At 68.8% G+C, this 21068-nt stretch carries 23 protein-coding genes; 12 read left to right on the top strand and 11 right to left on the bottom strand.

Annotated elements, in window-relative coordinates; translation table 11 throughout:
* Positions 1-21: 21 nt before the first annotated feature.
* Both FHW79_RS27980 and FHW79_RS27975 read left to right on the top strand, forming a co-directional pair.
* Entirely contained in the window at positions 22-714 is a 693-nt protein-coding gene (locus tag FHW79_RS27980; protein ID WP_183181949.1) for a carbonic anhydrase, read from the top strand.
* A gap of 185 nt (positions 715-899) precedes the next feature.
* The gene (locus FHW79_RS27975; protein ID WP_183181948.1) at positions 900-2270 is read left to right on the top strand and encodes a flagellar hook-basal body complex protein; all 1371 of its coding nucleotides are present in this window, start codon (positions 900-902) and stop codon (positions 2268-2270) included.
* Here the strand turns inward: FHW79_RS27975 and FHW79_RS27970 are convergent.
* Positions 2260-4041: a tetratricopeptide repeat protein gene (locus tag FHW79_RS27970; protein ID WP_183181947.1), complete on the bottom strand. Its 1782-nt coding sequence runs from the start codon at positions 4039-4041 to the stop codon at positions 2260-2262. The two genes, FHW79_RS27975 and FHW79_RS27970, sit on opposite strands and share 11 nt — an antisense overlap.
* A gap of 216 nt (positions 4042-4257) precedes the next feature.
* Here FHW79_RS27970 and FHW79_RS27965 point away from each other — a divergent pair, with 216 nt between their 5' ends.
* Positions 4258-4650, top strand: coding sequence for a hypothetical protein (locus FHW79_RS27965; RefSeq protein WP_183181946.1), 393 nt, complete (start codon positions 4258-4260; stop codon positions 4648-4650).
* Here the strand turns inward: FHW79_RS27965 and FHW79_RS27960 are convergent.
* Genes FHW79_RS27960 through FHW79_RS27950 form a run of 3 tightly spaced genes read right to left on the bottom strand, consistent with a single transcriptional unit; the run spans position 4634 to position 6808 of the window.
* The gene (locus FHW79_RS27960) at positions 4634-5221 is read right to left on the bottom strand and encodes a GNAT family N-acetyltransferase (protein WP_183181945.1); all 588 of its coding nucleotides are present in this window, start codon (positions 5219-5221) and stop codon (positions 4634-4636) included. The genes FHW79_RS27965 and FHW79_RS27960 overlap by 17 nt on opposite strands.
* 13 nt (positions 5222-5234) lie before the next feature.
* Positions 5235-5693 (bottom strand): TIGR02444 family protein, encoded by a 459-nt coding sequence (locus FHW79_RS27955; protein ID WP_183181944.1) that lies wholly within the window; start codon positions 5691-5693, stop codon positions 5235-5237.
* A gap of 29 nt (positions 5694-5722) precedes the next feature.
* Positions 5723-6808 (bottom strand): ATP-dependent 6-phosphofructokinase, encoded by a 1086-nt coding sequence (locus FHW79_RS27950; RefSeq protein ID WP_014239910.1) that lies wholly within the window; start codon positions 6806-6808, stop codon positions 5723-5725.
* Between the two features lie 202 nt (positions 6809-7010).
* Between FHW79_RS27950 and FHW79_RS27945 the strand changes: the two genes are divergently transcribed.
* The 4 genes from FHW79_RS27945 to FHW79_RS33585 all read left to right on the top strand — a co-directional run bounded on the left by FHW79_RS27945 (position 7011) and on the right by FHW79_RS33585 (position 10917).
* On the top strand, positions 7011-7211 hold the full coding sequence (locus tag FHW79_RS27945) for a DUF465 domain-containing protein (protein WP_035672505.1): 201 nt from the start codon (positions 7011-7013) through the stop codon (positions 7209-7211).
* Between the two features lie 162 nt (positions 7212-7373).
* Positions 7374-7841, top strand: a complete 468-nt coding sequence (gene purE, locus FHW79_RS27940) for a 5-(carboxyamino)imidazole ribonucleotide mutase (RefSeq protein ID WP_183181983.1) — start codon at positions 7374-7376, stop codon at positions 7839-7841.
* A gap of 3 nt (positions 7842-7844) precedes the next feature.
* Positions 7845-8927 (top strand): 5-(carboxyamino)imidazole ribonucleotide synthase, encoded by a 1083-nt coding sequence (locus FHW79_RS27935; RefSeq protein ID WP_183181943.1) that lies wholly within the window; start codon positions 7845-7847, stop codon positions 8925-8927.
* Between the two features lie 307 nt (positions 8928-9234).
* Positions 9235-10917 carry an EAL domain-containing protein gene (locus tag FHW79_RS33585; protein ID WP_183181942.1) on the top strand — a complete coding sequence of 561 codons (1683 nt, stop codon included), beginning with the start codon at positions 9235-9237 and terminating at the stop codon, positions 10915-10917.
* A 32-nt stretch (positions 10918-10949) separates the two neighbouring features.
* Here FHW79_RS33585 and FHW79_RS27925 read toward each other — a convergent pair whose 3' ends face one another.
* From FHW79_RS27925 to fumC, 4 genes are all read right to left on the bottom strand, one after another.
* Positions 10950-11126, bottom strand: a complete 177-nt coding sequence (locus tag FHW79_RS27925; RefSeq protein WP_183181941.1) for a hypothetical protein — start codon at positions 11124-11126, stop codon at positions 10950-10952.
* A gap of 141 nt (positions 11127-11267) precedes the next feature.
* Positions 11268-11981 carry a DUF599 domain-containing protein gene (locus tag FHW79_RS27920; RefSeq protein WP_183181940.1) on the bottom strand — a complete coding sequence of 238 codons (714 nt, stop codon included), beginning with the start codon at positions 11979-11981 and terminating at the stop codon, positions 11268-11270.
* A gap of 102 nt (positions 11982-12083) precedes the next feature.
* A complete protein-coding gene (locus FHW79_RS27915; RefSeq protein WP_109068052.1) occupies positions 12084-12287 on the bottom strand; it encodes a ribbon-helix-helix domain-containing protein in 204 nt (67 codons plus the stop codon).
* 19 nt (positions 12288-12306) lie between these two features.
* On the bottom strand, positions 12307-13707 hold the full coding sequence (gene fumC, locus FHW79_RS27910) for a class II fumarate hydratase (protein WP_183181939.1): 1401 nt from the start codon (positions 13705-13707) through the stop codon (positions 12307-12309).
* A gap of 211 nt (positions 13708-13918) precedes the next feature.
* Here fumC and FHW79_RS27905 point away from each other — a divergent pair, with 211 nt between their 5' ends.
* Complete coding sequence (locus FHW79_RS27905) at positions 13919-14173, top strand: hypothetical protein (RefSeq protein ID WP_183181938.1); 255 nt, start codon at positions 13919-13921, stop codon at positions 14171-14173.
* A gap of 369 nt (positions 14174-14542) precedes the next feature.
* Positions 14543-14758, top strand: coding sequence for a hypothetical protein (locus FHW79_RS27900; RefSeq protein ID WP_114861140.1), 216 nt, complete (start codon positions 14543-14545; stop codon positions 14756-14758).
* A gap of 107 nt (positions 14759-14865) precedes the next feature.
* Here FHW79_RS27900 and FHW79_RS27895 read toward each other — a convergent pair whose 3' ends face one another.
* Positions 14866-15357, bottom strand: a complete 492-nt coding sequence (locus FHW79_RS27895; RefSeq protein WP_183181937.1) for a GNAT family N-acetyltransferase — start codon at positions 15355-15357, stop codon at positions 14866-14868.
* A 98-nt stretch (positions 15358-15455) separates the two neighbouring features.
* On the opposite strand from FHW79_RS27895, the gene FHW79_RS27890 reads away from it, so the two are divergent.
* Entirely contained in the window at positions 15456-16568 is a 1113-nt protein-coding gene (locus FHW79_RS27890) for a GNAT family N-acetyltransferase (protein WP_183181936.1), read from the top strand.
* Between the two features lie 6 nt (positions 16569-16574).
* Here the strand turns inward: FHW79_RS27890 and FHW79_RS27885 are convergent, their stop codons facing one another.
* Both FHW79_RS27885 and FHW79_RS27880 read right to left on the bottom strand, forming a co-directional pair.
* Positions 16575-17657, bottom strand: a complete 1083-nt coding sequence (locus FHW79_RS27885; RefSeq protein ID WP_211108519.1) for a glycosyltransferase — start codon at positions 17655-17657, stop codon at positions 16575-16577.
* Between the two features lie 401 nt (positions 17658-18058).
* Positions 18059-19135, bottom strand: a complete 1077-nt coding sequence (locus tag FHW79_RS27880; protein ID WP_183181935.1) for a glycosyltransferase — start codon at positions 19133-19135, stop codon at positions 18059-18061.
* A 334-nt stretch (positions 19136-19469) separates the two neighbouring features.
* Here FHW79_RS27880 and FHW79_RS27875 point away from each other — a divergent pair, with 334 nt between their 5' ends.
* A complete protein-coding gene (locus FHW79_RS27875) occupies positions 19470-20237 on the top strand; it encodes a tail fiber protein (protein WP_183181934.1) in 768 nt (255 codons plus the stop codon).
* 48 nt (positions 20238-20285) lie between these two features.
* Positions 20286-21053: a tail fiber protein gene (locus tag FHW79_RS27870; protein WP_183181933.1), complete on the top strand. Its 768-nt coding sequence runs from the start codon at positions 20286-20288 to the stop codon at positions 21051-21053.
* Positions 21054-21068 lie beyond the last annotated feature (15 nt).

Genomic DNA, 21068 nt, shown 5'->3' with positions numbered 1-21068 from the left:
CCGAAGAGGGGTATCAGAACGATGCCACACACCCGCGACCAGGACGTTCCGATTCGTCAGCTTCTCGCCGGGATGAAAGGTTTCCGCGCCCGCTACTACGAGCGCCGGCCCGACAGCATGCGCCAACTCGTCGAGCAGGGTCAGAAGCCGAAGATCCTGATGATCGGCTGCTCCGACAGCCGCGTCGATCCGGCGCTGCTGACCGAGGCCGAGCCGGGCGAGATGTTCGTCGTCCGCAACGTCGCCAACCTCGTCCCGCCCTACCAGCCGGACGGCAGCTACCACGGCACCTCGGCGGCCATCGAATACGCGGTGCGGGTGCTTCAGGTCAGCCACGTCATCGTGCTGGGCCACGCCCTGTGCGGCGGCATCCAGGGGCTGATCCGCCTGCGCAAGGGCGAGCCGGACCAGAACGACTTCGTCTCGCCCTGGGTGTCCATCGCCAGCGCGGCGCTCGATCCCTACATCCCGCCCGCCCAGGGGGACACCGACGAGGAGCGGCGCAAGGCCGAGTTCGAGCGGCTTCAGCAGAAGCCCGACGTGATCGAGCGCGCCGCCGTCCGCACCTCGGTCGACAACCTGATGACCTTCCCCTTCGTCCGCGAGCGGGTGGAGGCCGGGACGCTGGAACTGCACGGCTGGTGGTTCGACCTGGACAGCGGCGACCTGTGGGCCATCAACTCCCAGACCAAGATGTTCGAGCCCGTCGATTGAGGGTGCCCGGTGGGCGAAAGCTGCCCAGCGAACGGTGACAAGCCGTCTCCGCCGGGAAATTTCTGCCCATCCCTTCGTCCGACGGCCTGGGGAAACCCTTCCCCCGCCTTTTGGCACGACGGTTGCAGATCCCTGTTCGGCGCGTTCCGGCGGACGCGCACGGACGGGAATGAGGCAGCCGGACCATGGGCATCACCACGATCTTCAACAATGGCGTTCTCGGGCTGACGGCGCAGAACCGCGCCCTGGGCACCATTTCGAACAACATCGCGAACGCCTCCACGTCCGGCTTCAAGGCGTCGGAAACCCAGTTCGCCGACTTCGTGCTGAGCGACCGCACCGGCAACAAGGACCCCGGCAACGGCGTGCGCGCCTTCGAGCGGTTGGACCACAGCGGCGGCACCGTCACCCGAACCGACATCACCACCAACGCGGCCATCAACGGCAACGGCTTCTTCCTCGTCCAGGATCTGGCTGCCCAGGCCGGCACGACCGCGACCGCCACCCAGGCCAGCGACGATTCGGTCTTCCTGACACGGTCGGGCGATTTTTCCCCCGACAAGGAAGGCCGTCTGGTGAACGGTGCCGGCAAGGCGCTGATGGGCTTCAAGCTCGACCCCGCCAGCGGCACCGGCTCCTTCGGCAGCCTCAGCAGCATGACGCCGGTCTCGCTGAGCGGGTTGCAGGACTACCGCGAAGCCTCGACCCAGGCATCGCTGAACCTCAACCTGCCCTACGACCAAGCCCCGGTGACCGACGAGATCACGACGGCGAACACCACCGGCGTCGTCCTCAACATGGTCGACAGGAACGGCGCCGACGGGGCGATGGCCCTGCGCTTCCTGAAGACAGGGCAGGCGGAGGACGGCACCTCGACCTGGCAGGTCTTCAACGCCGGCGTTGTCGGCGCCGACGGCAAGCCGGTGGGCAACGGCAACGTGAACGATCCCACCACTTGGCAATCGCTCGGCACGCTGAACTTCGCCCGCAACGGCACGCTGACCGGCGGCCCAACCGGCAGCCCGGCGACCCTGACCCTGAATCCCGGCGGCGATTTCGCCCAGACGACGCTGGATCTCGGTTCCTATGGCAAGACGACCAACTCCATCACCACCATCGCCGGCATGGATCTGGGGATCATCCAGGGCAACAACGGCATCCGCGCCGGCACCTATCAGGGCGCGGAGCTGACCGCGGACGGCTTCGTCGCCGCGAACTTCCAGGGCGGAAAGCAGCGCTACATCTACCGCATCCCCGACGCGACGGTGGTCAACCCGACCGACCTGGAAAGCGTGTCCGGCACCATGTTCCGGACCACCGCCAATTCGGGCGCCATCCGCCTGAACTCCTTCGGCAATCTGACCAACGAGACCGGCACCAACGCGCCGAAGACCGTCGGGGCGTCGCTGAACACGGCCAGCGTTGAGGGCTCCAACGTCAAGATCGAGGAGCAGTTCACCACGCTGATCCAGGCGCAGCGCACCTACTCCGCCGCCTCCAAACTGGTGTCCACCGCCGACGAGATGACCCAGACGACGATCACCCTCAAATCGTAAGAGCCGCGGCGCGCAGCGCGTCGGCGACGCGCCAGGCAACCTCCGCCCAGTCGCCGACCCGCGTCTGGCGGAACAGGCGGGCGGTGGGGTACCAGGGGCTGTCCTCCCGCCCCAGCAGCCAACGCCAGTCCGGCGACAGCGGCAGCACCACCCAGACCGGCACCCCAAGCCCCCCGGCCAGATGCGCCGGCCCGGTGCAGGAGGAGATCACGAGGTCGAGGTTGGCCATGATCGCCGCGGTGTCGGCGAAATCGGCGATGTCCGGCCCAAGGTCGGTGAAGGACGAGGGCATCGGCACCCGCTTCAGATCCTCCCGCCCCGGCCCCTTCTGCAGGCCGAAGAAACGCACACCGGGCACGTCCAGCACCGGCCGCAGCCCGGCCAGCCGGGGCGAGCGAAGCGCGTCGCCGGGAAAGCGCGGGTTGCCCGCCCAGACCAGCCCGACCCGCAGGCCCCGGCCCTCCGTCGGTTGCCCGCCCGCCAGCCGCTCGCCCCAAGCGGCGGCGCGCTGCGGATCGGGGCGCAGATAGGGCACGGCGGCGGGAACGCCGTCCAGGGTGGTGCCGAAGGCGCGCGGCAGGCTCATCAGCGGGCATTCCAGATCGAAATCCGGAAGCGGGGCGCCGCGGGCGATCAACCGCTCCACCCCCGGCAGGCCCGACAGGACGCTCATCAAGGGCGGCTGAACCTCCAGGATCACCCGCGCGCCGCGCGCCGCCACCAGAGGGACGTAGCGGACGAACTGCAGGGTGTCGCCCAACCCCTGCTCGGCGTAGAGCAGGATGGTGCGTCCGGCGATGTCGCCGCCGGTCCAGGTGGGTTGGGCGAAACGGCGCCAGGGCGGCTCCGCCCGCGCGTCGTGGCGGCGCCAGTCGAACTCCGGCCAGCCGCCCTCGCAGTCGCCGGCCAGCAGCCGGGCGAAGCCGCGGTTCCAGCGCATCCCGGCGTCGTCCGGGCGAACCTCCAGCAACCGGTCGAAATCGGCGAGCGCCTCCACCGGCCGGGCCATGGCGAGCCACGCGTTGCCACGCGCCGACCACAGGGACGGGCCGGAAAAGCCGAGCTCCTCCGCCGTCGCAAAAGCCGCCAGCGCGTCGTCGAAGCGGCCCAGCCCGGCGAGCAGCGACCCGAGATTGCCCCACGCCGCGCCGTAGCCGGGGGCGCGGTCCAGCGCCACGCGGTAGGCGGCTTCCGCATCGCCCCAGCGCCTGAGCGCCGCACAGGCGGAGCCGAGCATCATCCAGGCCGCCGGCGATCCCGGCGCCAGCGCCGCGGCGCGGCGAGCCGCCCGCTCCGCCTCCTCTCCCCGCCGTCCGGCCAGAGCCGTCTCGGCAAGGTTCACCAGGGCATCGGCTGAAGCCGGGAGCAGCGCCAGCGCCCGCTGCGCCGAACGGGCGGCCTCGGGCACACGATTCAGGTCCCGCAGGGTGCCGGCCCGGCTGGCGTGGGCGTCGGCCAGCAGCGGGTCCAGCCGCAGGGCGCGGACGTAGCCGGCCTCCGCCCCCGCCGCGTCGCCCATGGTCTGAAGTGCACCGGCCAGATTGGAGTGCCCGCCTGCCGAGTCGGGGCGCAGCGCCAGCGCCCGGCGCAGCAGCCGCGCCCCATCGGCCGGCCGGCCTGTCTGCGCCCACAGCACGCCAAGGAATTGGACGGCCTCGGGCTGCTCCGGATCGGCTTCCAGAATCCGCCCGTAGAGCGTCGCCGCCTCGGCCAGACGGCCCGACTGGTGGTGCTCGATGGCGGCCAAAAGGGCCTCGATGATCGTCGCCATGGAAAGTGCCCGATGATGTGAGGGGTACCGGAGGCCGATGGACCATGCGCGCCGGCTGCCGGATTGGTCACAAGTTCTGCCGTTCCTGCAACCCACCCACGAGAAGCCCCGCGTTGCATTTCACTTTTGCAAAACTTATGCTGCACCCCATACCCCGGAACATACCGGGGTATTCAACGCACGGGCCGCGTCCCGCCCATGAAAAGCGCATTGCCGATGAGAAGCACGTTGAACCTCTGCGCGCTCGCACTGACCTGCGCCATCGTCCCCGCGGTCCTGGCCGTGGAACCGGCCGCGGCCAACGAGAAGCCCGCCGGCGGTGGCTGCCCGTGGGCACAGGATGTCAAGCTGGACCTCAACGGCAAGACCCTCACGCTGAACCAGGACGCCTTCTCCACGAAGGGCGAGCCGCTCGACCTCGAGGGCTATCAGATCTACCCGCTGCTCGACCAGTTGAAACTGCGCATCCTCGGGCCGCGCGGGCAGGAGTGGGAAGCTGGACTGACGCGCCTGTCCGGCGGCAAGCGCTGCCAGGCCTTCTATGTCGGCAAGCCCTTCCAGGTGTCCGACGAGACGGGCGACCGCAACAGCCTCATCCTGGTCCGCTGACCCCCCCTTCCATTCTCGCCCGCCAGCGGTCGCGCCCGATCCGGTAAAGAACGTGCCGCTTCAGCCGGTGGCCGTCGGGAACCCGCGGATGGTCGAAGTCGGCCGCCGCGTCGCGCTCCATCCCCAGCCGCTCCATGACCCGCTGCGACCGCCGGTTCTCCGGCACCGTGAAGGCGACGATCTCGCCCAGCCCGACCGCGCCGAACCCGTGGGCCAGCGCCAGCCCGGCGGCCTCGGTCGCCAGCCCCTGCCCCCAATGGGCGGGGTCGAGCCGCCAGCCCACCTCCACGGCGGGGGCGAAGGGCGCCTCCCACGTCACACGGGCCAGACCGACGAAGCCGATGAAGGGGCTTCGGCCGGGCCGTTCCACCGCCCAGAAGCCGAAGCCGTGCCGGTCGAAATGCTCGCCGATGCGCTGGATCACCGCGTCGCTCGCCGCACGATCGGGAAGCGGCAGCAGATGCTCCATCACCGCGGGATTCTGTGACAGCGCGTGAAAGGCGTCGCCATCCCCGTCCCGCCAAGGACGTAGGATCAGCCGGGGCGAGGTGAGGATGGCGGGAGTCGTCATCGCACCGGTTCCGTCAGGGCTCCGGCGGCGTGTCGAGCGCCGCCAGCAGCGCCATCAGCGCCGGATCGCCCTCCGGCACCAGCCGGTAGAGGTTGGCCGCGGCCAGCGCGACGCCGCCCCCCGCCGCGGGGGTGATCCCGGACAGGGCGAAGAGACGGTCCTGCTGGACGCGCTCCGCCTCCAGCTCCGCCGCCTTCAGGCGCTTGTAGAGGGCGTCGTCCCCGCCCTTCGCCTGGCGGCGGATGGCGCGCAGCGGGCGGACCACCTCGTCCCGCCAGGGGGCGACCGCGGCGTCGATCCGCGCCAGCTCGTCCGCCGGCAGGTCGGCGTTGCAGGCCATGCCCGCCCAGGCGGCGAACAGCAGGACGTTCACGTCCTGGCCGAGCCGGTCCTGGAGGTCGAGGCAGGCGGCGGGCACACCGGGCCGCCCGTAGACGGCGAGCGCGAAGTCCCAGAGCGGGTTGTCCGACATCGCCGCGCCTGCCTCCCTGGAGTTCCCGCTCAATCGCCCAGGCTGATGCCCAGGCCGCGGGCGGTCTTGACCATGGCGCCGTCCAGCTCCACGCAGGCGTACTTGGCGATGGCCTCGGTGATCGGCACGTCGATGACGCCGCGGTCCGACCAGGCGACCATGCGGTCGAACTTGCCCTCCGCGATCAGGTCCACGGCGTGCACGCCGAAGGCCGACGCGACCAGACGGTCGCGCGGGCTGGGCATGCTGCCGCGCTGGACGTGGCCCAGGACGGTGACGCGGGTCTCCGCCCCCGTCGCCTCGGCGATCTTCTCGCCGATGTAGTCGCCGATGCCGCCGTAGCGCTTCTGGCCGCCCTGGAACAGCTTCTGCACGCCGGTGCCGTCCACGGTCTTCACCGCCTCCGACACCACGACTAGGGCGAAGTTGCGGCCGGTCGAGCGCACCTGCTTGATCTTCTGGGCGATCTTCTCGATGGAATAGGCGATCTCGGGGATCAGCACCACGTCGGCGCCGCCGGCGATGCCCGCGGCCAGCGCGATGTGGCCGGCGTCGCGGCCCATCACCTCCAGCACCATGACGCGGGCGTGGCTGGCCGCGGTCGGCTGGAGCCGGTCGAGCGCCTCGACCGCCACGCCGACGGCGGTGTCGTAGCCGACCGACACCTCGGTCAGGCCGAGATCGTTGTCGATGGTCTTGGGGATGCCGACCATCTGGAAGCCGCCCTTGTCGGCCAGCTTCTTCAGGATGGCGAAGCTACCGTCGCCGCCGATGCCGATCAGCGCGTCCAGCCCCAGTTCGCGGTAGCCGCCGATGATCTCGTCCGACCGGTCCTTCTGGGTGCCGTCGGCCATCGGGTAGGCGAAGGGGTCGCCGCGGTTGGTCGTGCCGAGGATGGTGCCGCCCATGCGCATCATGTTGCCGTCGACCTGCGGCAGGTCGAGCACCTGGTACTGCACCGGACGCTGCAGCAGCCCCTGGGTGCCTTCCTTGATGCCCAGGACCTGCCAGCCGTAGGTCAGGACGGCCCGGTGGACCACCGCGCGGATGACCGCGTTCAGCCCGGCGCAGTCGCCGCCGCTGGTGAGAATGCCGATGCGCTTGCCTGCTGTCATGGATGACTGTCCCGTGTCGTCTGGAACCGCTGCGAAAGGTAGTCATACCAGAACGTTGCTCCACCGCAATGGTTCTGGTCCTCCGAGTATATTACATTCCGGCGACCGGATTATAACCCTGCGAAGAATGCGTGGTTTCGCACTGCCGTTGCGCCGGAAATCTGGTATAGTCGCCGCCGCTCAGCCAGCGGGCCCCGCGCGTATGAACGAACAAGAGATGCTGAAGGAAAAACTGGCCACGCTTCGCAGCGAGCATCGCGACCTCGACGACGTGATCGCCCGACTGCACGAACGTGCGCCGTTCGACCAGCTTCAGATGCAACGTCTGAAGAAGCGCAAACTCGCGCTTAAGGACCAGATCATGGTTCTGGAAAGCCGCATGCTGCCCGACATCATCGCCTGACGCGGCTTTTCGGCGGGGAACGTGGCCCGGCGCATCGCGTCGCGCTGGACTCCGCGCGCGCGCTTTCTATAATGCGCCGCTTTCCGGACCTAGAGGAAAGCGCGCGCCGTGTCCGCATCCATCGCCGCCACCACCGACCGCAAGCCGCTGGTCGGCATCATCATGGGCAGCCAGTCGGACTGGACCACCATGAAGCACGCCGCCGAGACGCTGACCGCGCTCGGCGTCCCGCACGAGGTCCGGATCGTCTCCGCCCACCGCACCCCGCAGCGCCTCGTCGACTACGCCATCACCGCCCGTGAGCGCGGTCTCAAGGTGGTCATCGCCGGGGCCGGCGGCGCCGCCCACCTGCCGGGCATGGCCGCCTCGATGACCCCCCTGCCCGTCTTCGGCGTCCCGGTGGAAAGCCACGCGCTGAAGGGCATGGACAGCCTGCTGTCGATCGTCCAGATGCCCGGCGGCGTTCCGGTGGGCACGCTGGCCATCGGCAAGGCCGGCGCCATCAACGCAGCATTGCTCGCCGGGTCGGTCATCGCCCTGATGGACCCGGCGGTCGCCGAGGCGCTGGACGCTTGGCGCGCCCGCCAGACCGCCGCCGTCGCCGAAGCCCCCGTCGACGAGCCCGCCTGAACCATGGCCCACCGCATCCTTCCGCCCGGCTCGACCATCGGCATGCTCGGCGACGGCCAGCTCGGCCGCATGACCGCGCTCGCCGCCGCCCGGCTGGGCTACAAGACGCACGTCTACGCGCCGGGATCGCAGGGCAGCCCCGGCGCCCAGGTCGCCGCGGCCGTCACCTCCGCCGGCTGGGACGACCTCGACGCGCTGGAGGCCTTCGCCCGCTCGGTCGACGTGGTAACCCTGGAGTGGGAGAACGTCCCGGTCGCCGTGGTCGAGCATCTGAACCGCTTCACCCCCGTCCATCCCGGCAGTAACGTGCTGTCGGTCGCCCAGGACCGGGTGGAGGAGAAGTCCTTCGTCAACGCGCTGGGCATCGGCACCGCCCCCTGGCGCGCCGCCCGCAGCGCCGACGAGGTGGCGACGGCGGTGGCGGAGATCGGCCCGCGCTGCATCCTGAAATCCACCCGCCTCGGCTATGACGGCAAGGGGCAGGCGCGCATCGAGCCGGGCAGCGACCCGGCGGAGGCCTGGGCGGCCATCGGCTCCGACGCCGGCATCGTGGAGGGCTTCGTCTCCTTCACCTGCGAGGTGTCGGTGATCGTCGCCCGTGGGCTTGACGGCCGCATGGCCGCCTACCCCGCCGTGGAGAACCGGCACAAGGACGGCATCCTCGACAAGACCATCGCCCCGGCCCGCGTTGCGGCGGAGACCGCGGCGGAGGCCGAGCGGGTCGCCCGCCGCATCGCCGAGGCGCTGGACCTCGTCGGCGTGCTGGCGGTGGAGATGTTCGTGACGCCGGACGGCGGCGTGCTGGTCAACGAGATGGCCCCGCGCCCGCACAATTCCGGCCACTGGACCATGGACGCCTGCCATTCCTGCCAGTTCGAGCAGCTCGTCCGCGCCGTCTGCGGCCTGCCGCTCGGCTCGGTGGAGCGTGTGGCGGACGCCGAGATGGAAAACCTGATCGGCGCCGACGCGGACCGCTGGCCGGCGCTGATGGCCGAACCCGGCGCCCGCCTGCACCTCTACGGCAAGGCGGAGTCCCGTCCGGGCCGCAAGATGGGCCATGTGACCCGGCTCCATCCCCGCTCCTGACCCTTCCGGTCGAGTCTCCGCTTTCGATCGCCACGACGGGCCGTTTCCTGTTCGGAAACGGCCCGTCGTCGTTTTTTTCTCGCGGCGGGTGCGATAATCCGGCGCGGCTCAAAACCATATTTCTCTTTAAATCATTGAAAATTCTAGGTTCCGAATTTTTCTTTGGAACGGCGGGGTAAATCTTGCCGCTTTTTTCAGGACGGGAACGCGGCTAGTCTCCATTCAATGAATGACGCAATTCGATAAACGTTTTCTCAATTCCGGGCTATTGCCGATGCAGCTTGCGCATGACTCGATCAGACGCCCGGTGCCACAGACCAGCACGCAGGTCCGCCGCCCGTCGCACCGCGAGCGCGACCGCTTCGTCGGCTTCGCCTTCGCCGCGGCGGATCTGTTGATCGAGACCGACGCGAAGGGCACCATCCTGTTCAGCGCAGGCGCTCGCTGCCGTCTGACCGAAGGCGACGTGGGCGGCCTGGTCGGCAGCAGCCTGCTCGACGTCGTGGCGCCCAACGACCGCAAGTACGTCACCGTCCTGTTCAAGCGCATCCAGGACAAGGGCCGCATCAAGCCGGCGCGCGTGGTCTTCCAGGGCTGCGACGGCAACCGCTTTCCGGCGCTGCTCGGCGGCTGCCGGCTCGATTCGTGCCCCGGATCGCTGTTCCTGACCGTGCTGCTCGCCTCCGGCCCGCGCAACACGAACGAGGCGCTGGCCGCCGCCGGCCAGCTTCTCGACGGCAACGCCTTCAGCCACATCCTGGAGGACCGCATCCTCAAGGCGCGGGAGAAGGGGCTGGACAACGCCCTGACCCTGCTGTTGATCGACGGGCTCCAATCGATGGTCGACGCCCTGCCCGAAGGGGCGGCGGGCGAGGTGATGCAGGGGATCGAGGCCTATCTGCGGGCGATCTCCGCCAACGGCGACAGCGCCGGGCAACTGGCCACCGACCGTTACGGCATCGTCCACGCCTCCGACATCGACGGGCAGGAGGTGCAGGACCACATCACCCAGATCATCCAGAGCGTCGGCGGCGAGCTGCCCGGCGGCATCCGCACCTGGTCGCTGGACGTGTCGGACGAACGGCTGGACCCCGCCGACGCTGCGCGCGCGCTGGTCTACACGGTGCAGGCCTTCGCCTCCGCCCAGGGCGGCGAATTCACCATCTCCAGCCTGGAGGACGGCGCCAAGCGCATGTTGTCGGACGCGGTGGACCGCATCGGCCGGCTGCGCGCGACCATCGAGAAGCGCGACTTCTTCGTCGTCTACCAGCCCATCGTCGATATCGGGACGCGGACGGTCCATCATCTCGAAGCGCTGACGCGGGTGGAGGGCATGCCGTCCCCGGCGGACTTCATCACCTTCGCCGAGGATGTCGGGCTGATCTACGACTTCGACCTGCTGCTGACGCAGTCGGTTCTGGACACCATGCACGCCCACCGCAAGGAACCGACCCTGCCGGACGTGGCGATCAACCTGTCCGCCAAGACGTTGATGAGCCCGATCTTCCTGCGCCAGTTCCTGGCGGTGACCGAACCCTACGGCGAACTGGCCCGCAAGCTGCTGGTCGAGGTGACGGAAACCGTCGTCGTCACCGACATCGCCAGGCTGAACGAGGTTCTGCAGAAGCTGCGCGCCGCCGGCTTCCGCATTTGCCTGGACGACGTCGGGGCCGGATCGACCTCCTTCCAGTCGCTCTACGGCATCCAGGCGGATTTCGCCAAGATCGACGGGCATTTCGTCCGCGGCGCCGTGAACAACGGGCGGGACATGGCGATGCTGCGCTCCATCGTCGACGTCTGCGGCCAGCTCGGCCTCGGGCTGATCGGGGAGCAGGTGGAAGGGCCGGAGCACGCGCAGCTTCTGACGGAGCTGGGGGTGCCGCTGGCGCAGGGTTACCTCTACAGCCGCCCGTCCCGCGATTTCGCCTATTTCGCCAAGGATTGGGCGAAAATGGCCGGCACGGGCGGCAAGGTCCTCAGAAAGGGCTGACGCGCGACCGGATCGGACAGCCCCGTCTCGCCTCAGGCCAGTTCGTGTGCGGCGTCGATGAAGTGGCGCGCCTGGTCGAGAAGCTCGCGGTTGCGGTCCATGAACTCCTTGGCGGCGCCGCAGGCGCCTGGATGCAGCCGGACCTCCGCCAGGAGCCGTTCCGCTTCGTCCAGCGAGTTCAAGACCAAGACCGCTGTGTCGATGTCCATGGCCACCCCCTCAAACCGGCGTGCTGCATCGCACGCGCCCATCGGATGGCTATGACAAAAGCATTAATTTGCGCTGCAGCGTATTGGCCATAACGTCGCAGATTTAGAACATTTTAACATATTTTTCGCCAAAGACGTGCATCATGACTGTTTGCGTTTCTCCAGCGCATCCACCTGCACGCGGATGACCTTCTCCGTCGCGGAGAAGCCCTGCCGACGGGTCAGGACGACGATGACCGCCGCGGTCGACACCATGAAGAACCAGGGGCCGAGCATCCAGGCCAGCGCCGCCATGGCGAAGTAATAGGCGCGCATGCCGCCGTTCAGCGCCTTGACGGCCAGCGTCATGGCGGCGGCGATGCTGTCCGCCATCGCCCTCTTCTCCTCCGCCGGCACCGGCGGCAGCGGGGCGGAGCCGATCAGGGCGCAGCAGTAATTGTACTGGCGCAGCGCCCAGGTGAACTTGAAGAAGCCGAAGGTGAAGATCGCCACGAGCAGCAGCATCTTCAGCTCGAAGAACTCGCGCGTCGTCTGCACCGTAAAGGACAGCGTGCCGACCAGCTTGTGGGCGTTCTCCACCGCGCCGAAGGCGCCGACCAGACCGGCCAGCACCAGCATGTTCGTGCTGGCGAAGAAGGTGCAACTCTGCATCGTGTGGCCGACGAGCTGCGAATCCATGATGCGGTTGTCGCGCTCCAGCATCCGCTCCATCCAATGGCGGCGCGCCTTCTTCAAATGCTGGTTGACGACCATGCGCCCGCCCAGCATGTGGTCCTGGATCAGCGTGAAGCCCGCCCAGCAGGCGAGGAACCACAGGAAGGCGACGATGTCGAGGACGGTGATGTCGGGCGTCACGGGCGGACACTCTGGCGCGAGGGGAAGGGGTCGGTCCGGCGCAAGGGTGTAGCCGTCCCCCCGCCGCCTGTCCAGGGCCGCCCCGGCGAGGGTTCAGGGGCCTTACCCCCGCCCCTGCACCGCGTTCAGCACGAAGACGCGGATCGCGCTCGACAGGTTGCCGCTGCGGGTCGAATCGATCTCCTCGATCAGCGCGTTGACCGACATGCCCCGCGCCTGCGCAAGGCCCTTCAGCGCCTCCCAGAATTCTTCTTCCAGGGAGACGCTGGTCGGGTGCCCGGCGATGAGGACGGAGCGCTTCTTCATGAAAGGCGCGCGGCCCCGGTCACCGGGGCTTCACCATGGTTTCCGGCTTGACCCACTGATCGAACTGCTCCTCGGTCAGCAGACCCAGCGCCACGCCCGCCTGTTTCAGCGTCGTACCCTCCTTGTGCGCCTTCTTGGCGATCTTCGCCGCGTTGTCGTAGCCGATGTGCGGGTTCAGCGCGGTAACCAGCATCAGGCTCTCGTTCAGCAATTGGCCGATCCGCTCGCGGTTCGCCTCGATGCCGACGACGGCGTTGTCGGTGAAGCTGTTGCAAGCGTCGGCCAGCAGCCGGATCGACTGGAGGACGTTGTAGGCGATCACCGGCTTGAAGACGTTCAGCTCGAAATGGCCGGTGGCGCCGGCGATGCTGACGGTGGTCTGGTTGCCCATCACCTGGGCGCAGACCATGGTCATCGCCTCCGACTGGGTGGGGTTCACCTTGCCGGGCATGATGGAGGAGCCGGGCTCGTTCTCCGGCAATGAGATTTCCCCGATGCCGCAGCGCGGGCCGGAGCCGAGCAGGCGGATGTCGTTGGCGATCTTCATCAGCGACACCGCCAGCGTGTTCAGGCTGCCGTGGGCGTCGACCAGCGCGTCGTGGGTGGCCAGCGCCTCGAACTTGTTCTCGGCGGTGACGAAGGGCAGCCCGGTGATGGCGGCCACCTCCTCGGCGAAGGCTTCGGCGAAGCCGGCCTTGGCGTTCAGGCCGGTGCCCACCGCCGTGCCGCCCTGGGCCAGCCGGTAGAGCTGCGGCAGCGACGCCTTCACCCGTTCGATGCCATAGGCGATCTGGGCGGCATAGCCGGAGAACTCCTGCCCCAGGGTCAGCGGCGTGGCGTCCTGGAGATGGGTGCGCCCGATCTTCACGATGTCGGCGAACTCCGCCGCCTTCGCGGCCAGCGCCGCGTGCAGGTGCTCCAGCGCCGGCAGAAGCTCGTGGTGGATCTGCTCGGCCGCGGCGATGTGCATGGCGGTGGGGAAGCTGTCGTTGGACGACTGCCCCATGTTGACGTGGTCGTTGGGGTGGACGGGCTTCTTCGACCCCATCTCGCCGCCCAGCGCCTCGATGGCGCGGTTGGAGATGACCTCGTTCGCGTTCATGTTGCTCTGGGTGCCGGAGCCGGTCTGCCAGACCACCAGCGGGAAATGATCGGCCAGCGTGCCGTCGATCACCTCCTCCGCCGCCTCGACGATGGCGCGGCCCAGCCGGGGGTCGAGCACCTCCAGCGCCATGTTGGCGAGCGCCGACGCCTTCTTCTGGATGCCGAGCGCGCGCACCAGCGCCGGCGGCATGCGCTCCCCGCCGATGCGGAAGTTGCGCAGCGAGCGCTGCGTCTGGGCGCCCCAGTAACGGTCGGCGGCAACCTCGATCGGTCCGAAGCTGTCGGTCTCGGTGCGCATCCCGGTCTTGCCGGTCATGGTCAGGTCCTCGTCGGTTCGAACATCGTTCCGGTCAGCGCATTTTTTCCCGAATCGCCCGCCGGGCAAGGGGAATCAACGCGGAATCCCCTTTGGGCAAGGGTCCGGCCGAATTTGTTCTTGTTGCGTTCCGTTTCCTGCGTTACCGTTTCTGCGTGAGCGGCCCTGCTGGCCCCGCCAAGTTGACCCTCTCCAGCCTTGGGAGATTCGAATGAGCGACGTCGCCATGGACCGTGTCCGCGCCTTCATCGCCAAGACCCGCGTCGCCGAGATGACGGCGAAGGGCTGGCGCGTGGTCGGCCCCGGCGAGGAAGGCTCCCTGCTGATGGAAGGGCCGCAGCTTGGCGGCGCGCCGGTGCGCCTGTCGGCCTTGGTCAACGATCTGTTCGACGATCTGGTCGCCCAGGCGCTGGAGCGCGCCGACCGCATCGATCACGCCGCGGGCCGGCTGCCGCGCGCCGCGTAAGGAGCTACGCCCGGCGCACCGGGCCCCGCAAAGGATGTACTCCGCCCGGCGGGACGGCCTGTTAACGCCCCGCCGTGGCGGCTTAAGGCTTGCGGACGCCACCGTTAAGGCTCCGCCTCCCTCCCGCCTATGACGGCCCGGCCGCTACGACCTTCGCCGGAAGTCCTTGAAAAATCTCACAGCCTCAGAAAAGCGCCCGTTCACTTCAAGAAAAGTGGTAATCCTTCCGGGTAAAAGCTCCCTATATTTGTCGGTCGCGGGATTACCCCTCAAGACACCAGCCCGGCGGAACCCCCGTTAGTAAGTCGTTAACCGGGACATGGCCAAATAGAGACATCACGAACACACAAGACAAAACGGAGTTTTAAAATGCTGATCGCCACCACCACCGAACAGATTACCTCGTCCTCTCGCGTTCACATCGCCCTGGTCGATGAGTTCATCCAGCTGGCGCAGAACCGGATCGACGGCCAGAACGACCCCTTCGTCCGCGAAAGCCTTGCCGACCTGCTGTCCACCCTGCGCGAGGAGCGGTCCGGCTACCTGGACCTGCTGAACGCCGCGATGCCGGCCAAGGCCGCCTGAGGGTCCCGCAGGGCCAAGGCATAAGTACCGCGTGGTGGCGATGAGGTCGGGGCCATCAACAAGCCCCGACCGTCAGCCCACCGGAACAGAACAGCACTTTCGTTCCCTCAAGCCTCATCCGCCTGCGCGGCCAGTGCCGCGATCGCAGCGCCGGTGAGACGGTAGGGAAGCCACTCCTCCATCTGTTTGAAGCCGATGCGCAGATAGAAATCGCGCGCCGGGTTCCAGTGCAGCACATTCAGGTCGACACGGCGGCAGCCCCGCTCGTCCGCCAGTTTCGCCACCGTCGCCAGCAGCTTGCGGCCCACGCCATAGCGCCGCGCTTCCGGGGTGACGTAGAGATCCTCCACGAACAGGCCGGCCCGCCCTTCCCAAGTGGAATAGTTGCGGAAGCACAGCGCGAAGCCGACGGGCTCCCCGTCCAGTTCGGCGATCAGCGCCTCGAACACCGGACGCTCGCCCCATCCGTCGCGCCGGAAATCCTCCTCGCTCGCCTTCACGGCATGGGGTTCGTTCTCGAACTCGGCAAGTTCGCGGACGAAGCGGAGGATGGTCGGGCAATCGGCCTCGACGGCCGGACGGACGGTCACGGTGGGCATGGCAACTCCAGGTCTCACGATGGCGCGACGATAGCCGCGCCGGCCACCCGGCAACAACCGCTTTGCCATCCGCTGCGGGCGGACCTAGGCTGCGCGCCATGCGGGACATTCAAACCATCGGCGGCTTTTCCATCCGCGAAGCCCGGCCCGGCGAGCGCCACGCCCTGCTGGCCCTGGTCGCGCGGATCGACGCGGAAAGCGATTTCCTCCTGCGCGAGCCCGGCGAGCGGCCCTTCTGGGCGCGCGACCTTGCCGCCCTTCAGGCGTCCGGGAATTCCACCGTCTTCGTCGCCGAGGCTGCCGGGCGCCAATCCCCGGACCTCGTCGGCTATCTCAGCGCCTATGGCGGGCGGTTCCGCCGCAACCGCGGCGTGGTGACCCTGGCGGTCGGGGTGCAGCGCGCCTGGAGCGGGCGCGGCGTCGCCACCGCGCTGTTCGCCGCGGCGGAGGGATGGGCGCGGCGCACCGGGGCGCACCGGCTGGAACTGACCGTTGCCGAGAGCAACCGCCGCGCCCTGTCCCTTTACGAACGGCTCGGCTTTCTCGACGAGGGACTGATGCGCGACGTCCTGAGCGTCAACGGCGCGTGGCGCAGCGAGCGGCTGATGGGCAAGGCCATCGGGGCGGAGAGCGTGCCCGAATGGCCCGCCCCGACGCCCGGCCCGGCCCTGGACGCACCGCCCCCGGCGCGCATCGGGCGGCTGGAAATCCGCCCCGCCCTGCCGGCGGACGCCGCCGCCTACCTCGCCTACGACCACGCGGTGCGCAGCGAGACCCATTTCCTGATGCGCAGCGCCGACGAATCCCTGCCGGACGTCGCGGCGGCCCGGCGCTTCCTCGCCGAACAGCGGATCGGCGACCGGACGGCCACGCTGCTGGCGGTTGCGGACGGCGCCATCGCCGGGTCTCTGTCGCTGTGGACCGGCGCCTACGCCCGCACCGCGCACGAGGCCGGCCTGGGGCTGGCGGTGCGCCGGGACTTCTGGGCGCTGGGCATCGGCGGACGCCTGATCGAAGCGGCGGATCTCTGGGTGCGGGCGCGGCGGCTGCACCGGCTGTCGCTCTGGGTGTTCGGCCACAATGGCCGCGCCCGGCGCTTCTACGCCAAGCACGGCTTCCAGGAGGAGGCCGTGGCCCGCCGCCACAGCCTGATCGACGGGCGGCTGGCCGATCAGCTGTCGATGGCCAAGCTCTATGGAGCCAAGCCGTAGGGCAAGCTACGCCACCCCCGCCTCAGCCGCCGCCCGTCCGGCGACCAGTTCTTCGAACCGCGCCAGATAACGCTCCGTCATGCCGTCCAGCGAGTAGCGGGCGCGGGCGACGGCGCGGCAGGCGTCGGGGTCCAGCATCTCGCAATCCTCGATGGCGCGGGCCATCTCGTCGGCGTCCTTGACCAGGAAGCCGGTGACGCCCGGTTCCACGATGTCGGCCAGGGCGCCGGTCGGGAAGGCCACCACCGGGGTGCCGCAGGCCAGCGCCTCCAGCGCCGCCACAGGAGTCGGCTCGGACAACAGGCTGGGCGCCAGCAGGCAGCGCGCCGCCCCCAGCATCCAGCGCTTGCGCCCGAAGCCGATCCGCCCGAGGAAGCGGCGCTTGGGGTCGAGCCGTGGCCGGATCTCCTCCTGAAGGTAACGCTGCTCCTCCGCTCCGCGGGACAGGGCCCCGCACAGGAGAAGCTGCATGTCGATCTGCCGCGCCGCATCCAGGGCAATGTGGAAGCCCATTTCCGGTTCGATGTCGCCCAGGCAGACGGCGAAGCGGCGTTTCGGCACGCGGATGTGCAGACGGTCCACGGCCACCCCGATCTCCAGCGGCGGCAGGAACGTCAGGCCGGGCGAAGCCCCGCGCACCTGCGCGGCGGACACCGGTTGAAGATGCAATTTCGACCGCGGGGACATCAGGGCCTCGGGCCGGTAGCGGTCCAGCGGCTGGTAGAGCGTCGCCAGGACCGGCACGTCCTGCGGCGGCAGCAGGGCATCGAAGTCCCGGACATGGATGTGGACGAGGTCGGGCGCGTGGTCCTCCACCGCTCCGGCGACCACGGTGGCGACGCGCCTCAGAACGGCGGCCTGCGCCCGCTCGTCCGGCGCCTGCCCATGCGCCCCGCCATGGACGCGCGCCAGCGGGATCAGCGTCCCCGCCACGGCCGAATCCTCCGGTGCGATGACGACCGAGCGATGCCCGGCGCGGACCAGGGCGGCGTCGATGGCGCCGGCCACCTGCTCCGCCGTGCCTTCGTTCTCCGGGTCGGCGCCGACCGGGGCGAAGGGCGACGCCACGGTGAGGATGGTCAATGCCATCGCGCCACCTCCGGAACACGAAGGCCCGAAGGGACGCCGACGCTCGGGTGACGTTCTCCTGCCGGTCTCTTCCTACGCATCACCGCTTCATTCATCCCATGTCCCTGTGGTGTTATTCATTGGAAATTATTGTCTGACGCACGCTCTTCTTTCTCCCCGAGCTCTTGACGGCACGGAGAAAAACCGGAATCGGGACAGTCCTGTCGCCATGGACCCCTCTTTGTTTTCTACGAAAACGGGCTCCCGGTAACCGGGGTATTGGAAGTGGACCGACTCGCGGAAGGGATAGCCGTCCTGCACCGGATTGCCGACCTCGGAACCGGGAACCCGACCGGACGGCCAGCGCGCCCAGGGCGGCTTACTTCCAACAGGGGCGAGCCGGGCAACCGGGGAACGTCAGATCAATCATCGCCGCCCCCCTTGATGTCGAGGATCGAGCGCAACTCCCGCACCCGCCGTTCCGCCGTGTGTTCCTCCAGGACGCGCTCACGCGCACGCTGGGCCAGGGTGGCGAGATGGCCACGCGGCAGCATCAGCGCCGTGGTCACGTCGTCGGTTTCGCGCGCGACCAGGATGTCGCGCCCTGGCTCGAAGAAAGCGCCGATGCCCTCCCACTCGTCGGTGATCACCGGAACGCCGCAGGCCGCCGCCTCGAACAGTCGGATGGACGGGCACCAGCCCATCGCCTTCAGGGGTTGGCGCGTCACGTTCAGTGTCAGGGTGGAGGAGCAGAAGAAGGCCGCATGCTCCGCCGGGGGTAGATGCTGGACACGCTGGATGTTGGTGCCCCAGGACGCGTCGTCCGGATAGCCGCTTCCGGCCAGGACGAAGCGACGCCGCCCCAGCCGCCGGGCCGGCTCGATGAACAGCGTCTCCAGCGCCGCCCTTCGGTCTTCGACCCAGGCGCCGAGGTGGCAGAGGTCGCCGAGATAGCGCCGCACCGGTTCGGCGGGACGGTGCAGGTCCGGGTCGACCCAGGCGTAGAGCGGTGCGACGAACCGCGCGCCCAATTGCGTCTTCAGCGCCTCCAGCGCCTGCCCGCCGGTGCTGCTCAGCACGGTGTCGAATCCGCCCAGCCCCTCCGGCGGCAGATAGCGCGGCCGCTCCCCCGTTTCGGAGCGGGACAGGGTGATGTGCGTGTCGAGGTCGTAATAGACCGTGCGCCGCGCCTTAGACCCCAGCACGAGACGGGAGGCGGCCGCACCGTCCGCACAACCGGAGGTCACCATCGCGACGTCCGCCTCGTCGGCGTGACGCTGCGCCGCCGCCGCCACATCCTCCCAGCGGTCATAGAGCAGAAGCTCCCCGCCGGGGATGTCCCACAGGTCGCGGTGCTCCGCCCGTTCGGGCGTGTCGCGCTCCAGGAAGACGATGCGGTTGCCCCGCCGCCCCAGGGCCTTGACCAGCCCCCGCCACAGGGTGGCGTGGCCGTTGCCCCAGGAGGAGCTGATGGATTGTCCGAAGATGATGATTTTCATGATGTTGGCGCCATGCCTCCGCCCCCGAGCCTCCATCCCGATGGCCCTTCCGAAACAACGTGCCCCGTCCGATCGTGTTCCGGCCGCCCGAACCGCGCGGAGGGGGTGCCCAGGGGTCCGCCGTCGCGGCCGGCAGGCCGGTTCACCGTCGGCGCCACACGCTTTGCGTGTCGATTACAGAAAGGGCCCAATTGTGAATAAATTTGTATAAAAATAACGTTTAACCACCTAAGAGGGATATGGGATAATAACTTCGTGAAAAAGGAAAATCATTCACTTGTGTGACAACCAGGCGTCAAAGTTCAAAAAACAATCCCAACGCGAAGGACACATCATGCGCAAGGCTCTTTTCACCGCCGCGCTTGCGATGGCAAGCGGGATGGCTCTGTTCAGCACACCCGCGGCCGCCTGCAACGACGAGGCGTACATCGGCACCGTCTGCACCTTCGCGTTCGACTGGTGTCCCCGCAATTACATTCCGGCCGATGGCCGGACGCTGGCTGTCCGTGAATATCAGGCGCTGTTCTCGCTGGTGGGCTACCGCTACGGCGGCAACAACGCGGACATCTTCGGCATCCCCGACCTGCGCGGCCGCGCCGCCATCGGCACCGGGACCGGCCCCGGCCTGACGAACATCGCCATCGGCGCCAAGGTCGGCCAGCAGGAGCTTCTGCTGTCGGCGGCGCAGGTTCCGCTGCAACCGCACACGCACGCCGCCACCTTCACCGGCACGGGCGGCGGGTCCGGCGGCTCGACCACCGTTCCCTTCACCGGCACCGTCAGCGTTCCCATCACCAACGGCGGCACCCCGGTGTCGGCCCCGGCCTCGGGCACCGTCTATCTCGGCGACGCCTCGGTCAACGACGGCGGCCTGGGCATCTCGCTGACCGGGCCGTACAACACCAGCGGTCCGGGCACCGGCGCCAACGTCGCCGGCACGGCCAGCGGCAGCATCACGGTTCCCAACACCGGCATCACCGGCGGCACCGTGGCGGTGGCCCCCGCATCGGCCGGCGCCACCCAGAAGGTCTCCACCCAGTCCCCGGCGATCGGCCAGACCGTCTGCATCGTAGCCAACGGCCTCTACCCGAACCGTCCGTAACGGGTCGCAGCCACCAACGCCCTCCCTTCTCAACGCCGAGGACACACCATGCGCAAGACTCTCCTTTCCGCTGCCTTTGCGATGACCAGCGGCCTTGCCCTGTTCAGCACCCCCGCCGCCGCCTGCAACGTCGAGCCCTACATCGGCACGATCTGCACCTACTCGTTCGATTGGTGCCCGCAGGGCTATGTGGTGGCCGACGGCCGGACGCTGACGGTCCGCGAAAACCAGGCGCTGTTCGCTCTGATCGGCTACCGCTACGGCGGCAACAACAACGACCTCTTCGCCGTTCCCGACCTGCGCGGTCGCGCCCCGATCGGCACCGGCACCGGTCCCGGCTTGGCAAACGTCGCCATCGGCGCCAAGGTCGGCCAGCAGGAGCTTCTGCTGTCGGCGGCGCAGGTCCCGCTGCAGCCGCACACCCACACCGCCACCTTCACCGGCACGGGCGGCGGTTCGGGCGGCTCGACCACCGTTCCCTTCACCGGCACCGTCAGCGTTCCCATCACCAACGGCGGCACCCCGGTGTCGGCCCCGGCTTCGGGCACCGTCTATCTCGGCGACGCCTCGGTCAACGACGGCGGCCTGGGCATCTCGCTGACCGGGCCGTACAACACCAGCGGTCCGGGCACCGGCGCCAAGGTAGCCGGCACGGCCAACGGCAGCATCACGGTTCCCAACACCGGCATCACCGGCGGCACCGTGGCGATAGCCCCCGCGTCGGCCGGCGCCACCCAGAAGGTCTCCACCCAGTCCCCGGCGATCGGCCAGACCGTCTGCATCGCGACCCAGGGCCTGTACCCGAACCGTCCGTAACACCGTTGCGGGTGG

Source organism: Azospirillum sp. OGB3, assembly GCF_014192915.1.
Classification (GTDB): Bacteria; Pseudomonadota; Alphaproteobacteria; order Azospirillales; family Azospirillaceae; genus Azospirillum.
Note: the sequence above shows the minus strand (reverse complement) of the source record. Positions and strands in the feature narration are given on the sequence as shown.

Bases quoted from the DNA above. Each gene is read 5' to 3' on its own strand.
- FHW79_RS27980 (WP_183181949.1), top strand. From the start codon at position 22: ATGCCACACACCCGCGACCAGGACGTTCCGATTCGTCAGCTTCTCGCC.
- FHW79_RS27975 (WP_183181948.1), top strand. From the start codon at position 900: ATGGGCATCACCACGATCTTCAACAATGGCGTTCTCGGGCTGACGGCG.
- FHW79_RS27970 (WP_183181947.1), bottom strand. From the start codon at position 4,041: ATGGCGACGATCATCGAGGCCCTTTTGGCCGCCATCGAGCACCACCAG.
- FHW79_RS27965 (WP_183181946.1), top strand. From the start codon at position 4,258: ATGAGAAGCACGTTGAACCTCTGCGCGCTCGCACTGACCTGCGCCATC.
- FHW79_RS27960 (WP_183181945.1), bottom strand. From the start codon at position 5,221: ATGACGACTCCCGCCATCCTCACCTCGCCCCGGCTGATCCTACGTCCT.
- FHW79_RS27955 (WP_183181944.1), bottom strand. From the start codon at position 5,693: ATGTCGGACAACCCGCTCTGGGACTTCGCGCTCGCCGTCTACGGGCGG.
- FHW79_RS27950 (WP_014239910.1), bottom strand. From the start codon at position 6,808: ATGACAGCAGGCAAGCGCATCGGCATTCTCACCAGCGGCGGCGACTGC.
- FHW79_RS27945 (WP_035672505.1), top strand. From the start codon at position 7,011: ATGAACGAACAAGAGATGCTGAAGGAAAAACTGGCCACGCTTCGCAGC.
- purE (WP_183181983.1), top strand. From the start codon at position 7,374: ATGGGCAGCCAGTCGGACTGGACCACCATGAAGCACGCCGCCGAGACG.
- FHW79_RS27935 (WP_183181943.1), top strand. From the start codon at position 7,845: ATGGCCCACCGCATCCTTCCGCCCGGCTCGACCATCGGCATGCTCGGC.
- FHW79_RS27925 (WP_183181941.1), bottom strand. From the start codon at position 11,126: ATGGACATCGACACAGCGGTCTTGGTCTTGAACTCGCTGGACGAAGCG.
- FHW79_RS27915 (WP_109068052.1), bottom strand. From the start codon at position 12,287: ATGAAGAAGCGCTCCGTCCTCATCGCCGGGCACCCGACCAGCGTCTCC.
- fumC (WP_183181939.1), bottom strand. From the start codon at position 13,707: ATGACCGGCAAGACCGGGATGCGCACCGAGACCGACAGCTTCGGACCG.
- FHW79_RS27905 (WP_183181938.1), top strand. From the start codon at position 13,919: ATGAGCGACGTCGCCATGGACCGTGTCCGCGCCTTCATCGCCAAGACC.
- FHW79_RS27900 (WP_114861140.1), top strand. From the start codon at position 14,543: ATGCTGATCGCCACCACCACCGAACAGATTACCTCGTCCTCTCGCGTT.
- FHW79_RS27895 (WP_183181937.1), bottom strand. From the start codon at position 15,357: ATGCCCACCGTGACCGTCCGTCCGGCCGTCGAGGCCGATTGCCCGACC.
- FHW79_RS27890 (WP_183181936.1), top strand. From the start codon at position 15,456: ATGCGGGACATTCAAACCATCGGCGGCTTTTCCATCCGCGAAGCCCGG.
- FHW79_RS27885 (WP_211108519.1), bottom strand. From the start codon at position 17,657: ATGGCATTGACCATCCTCACCGTGGCGTCGCCCTTCGCCCCGGTCGGC.
- FHW79_RS27880 (WP_183181935.1), bottom strand. From the start codon at position 19,135: ATGAAAATCATCATCTTCGGACAATCCATCAGCTCCTCCTGGGGCAAC.
- FHW79_RS27875 (WP_183181934.1), top strand. From the start codon at position 19,470: ATGCGCAAGGCTCTTTTCACCGCCGCGCTTGCGATGGCAAGCGGGATG.
- FHW79_RS27870 (WP_183181933.1), top strand. From the start codon at position 20,286: ATGCGCAAGACTCTCCTTTCCGCTGCCTTTGCGATGACCAGCGGCCTT.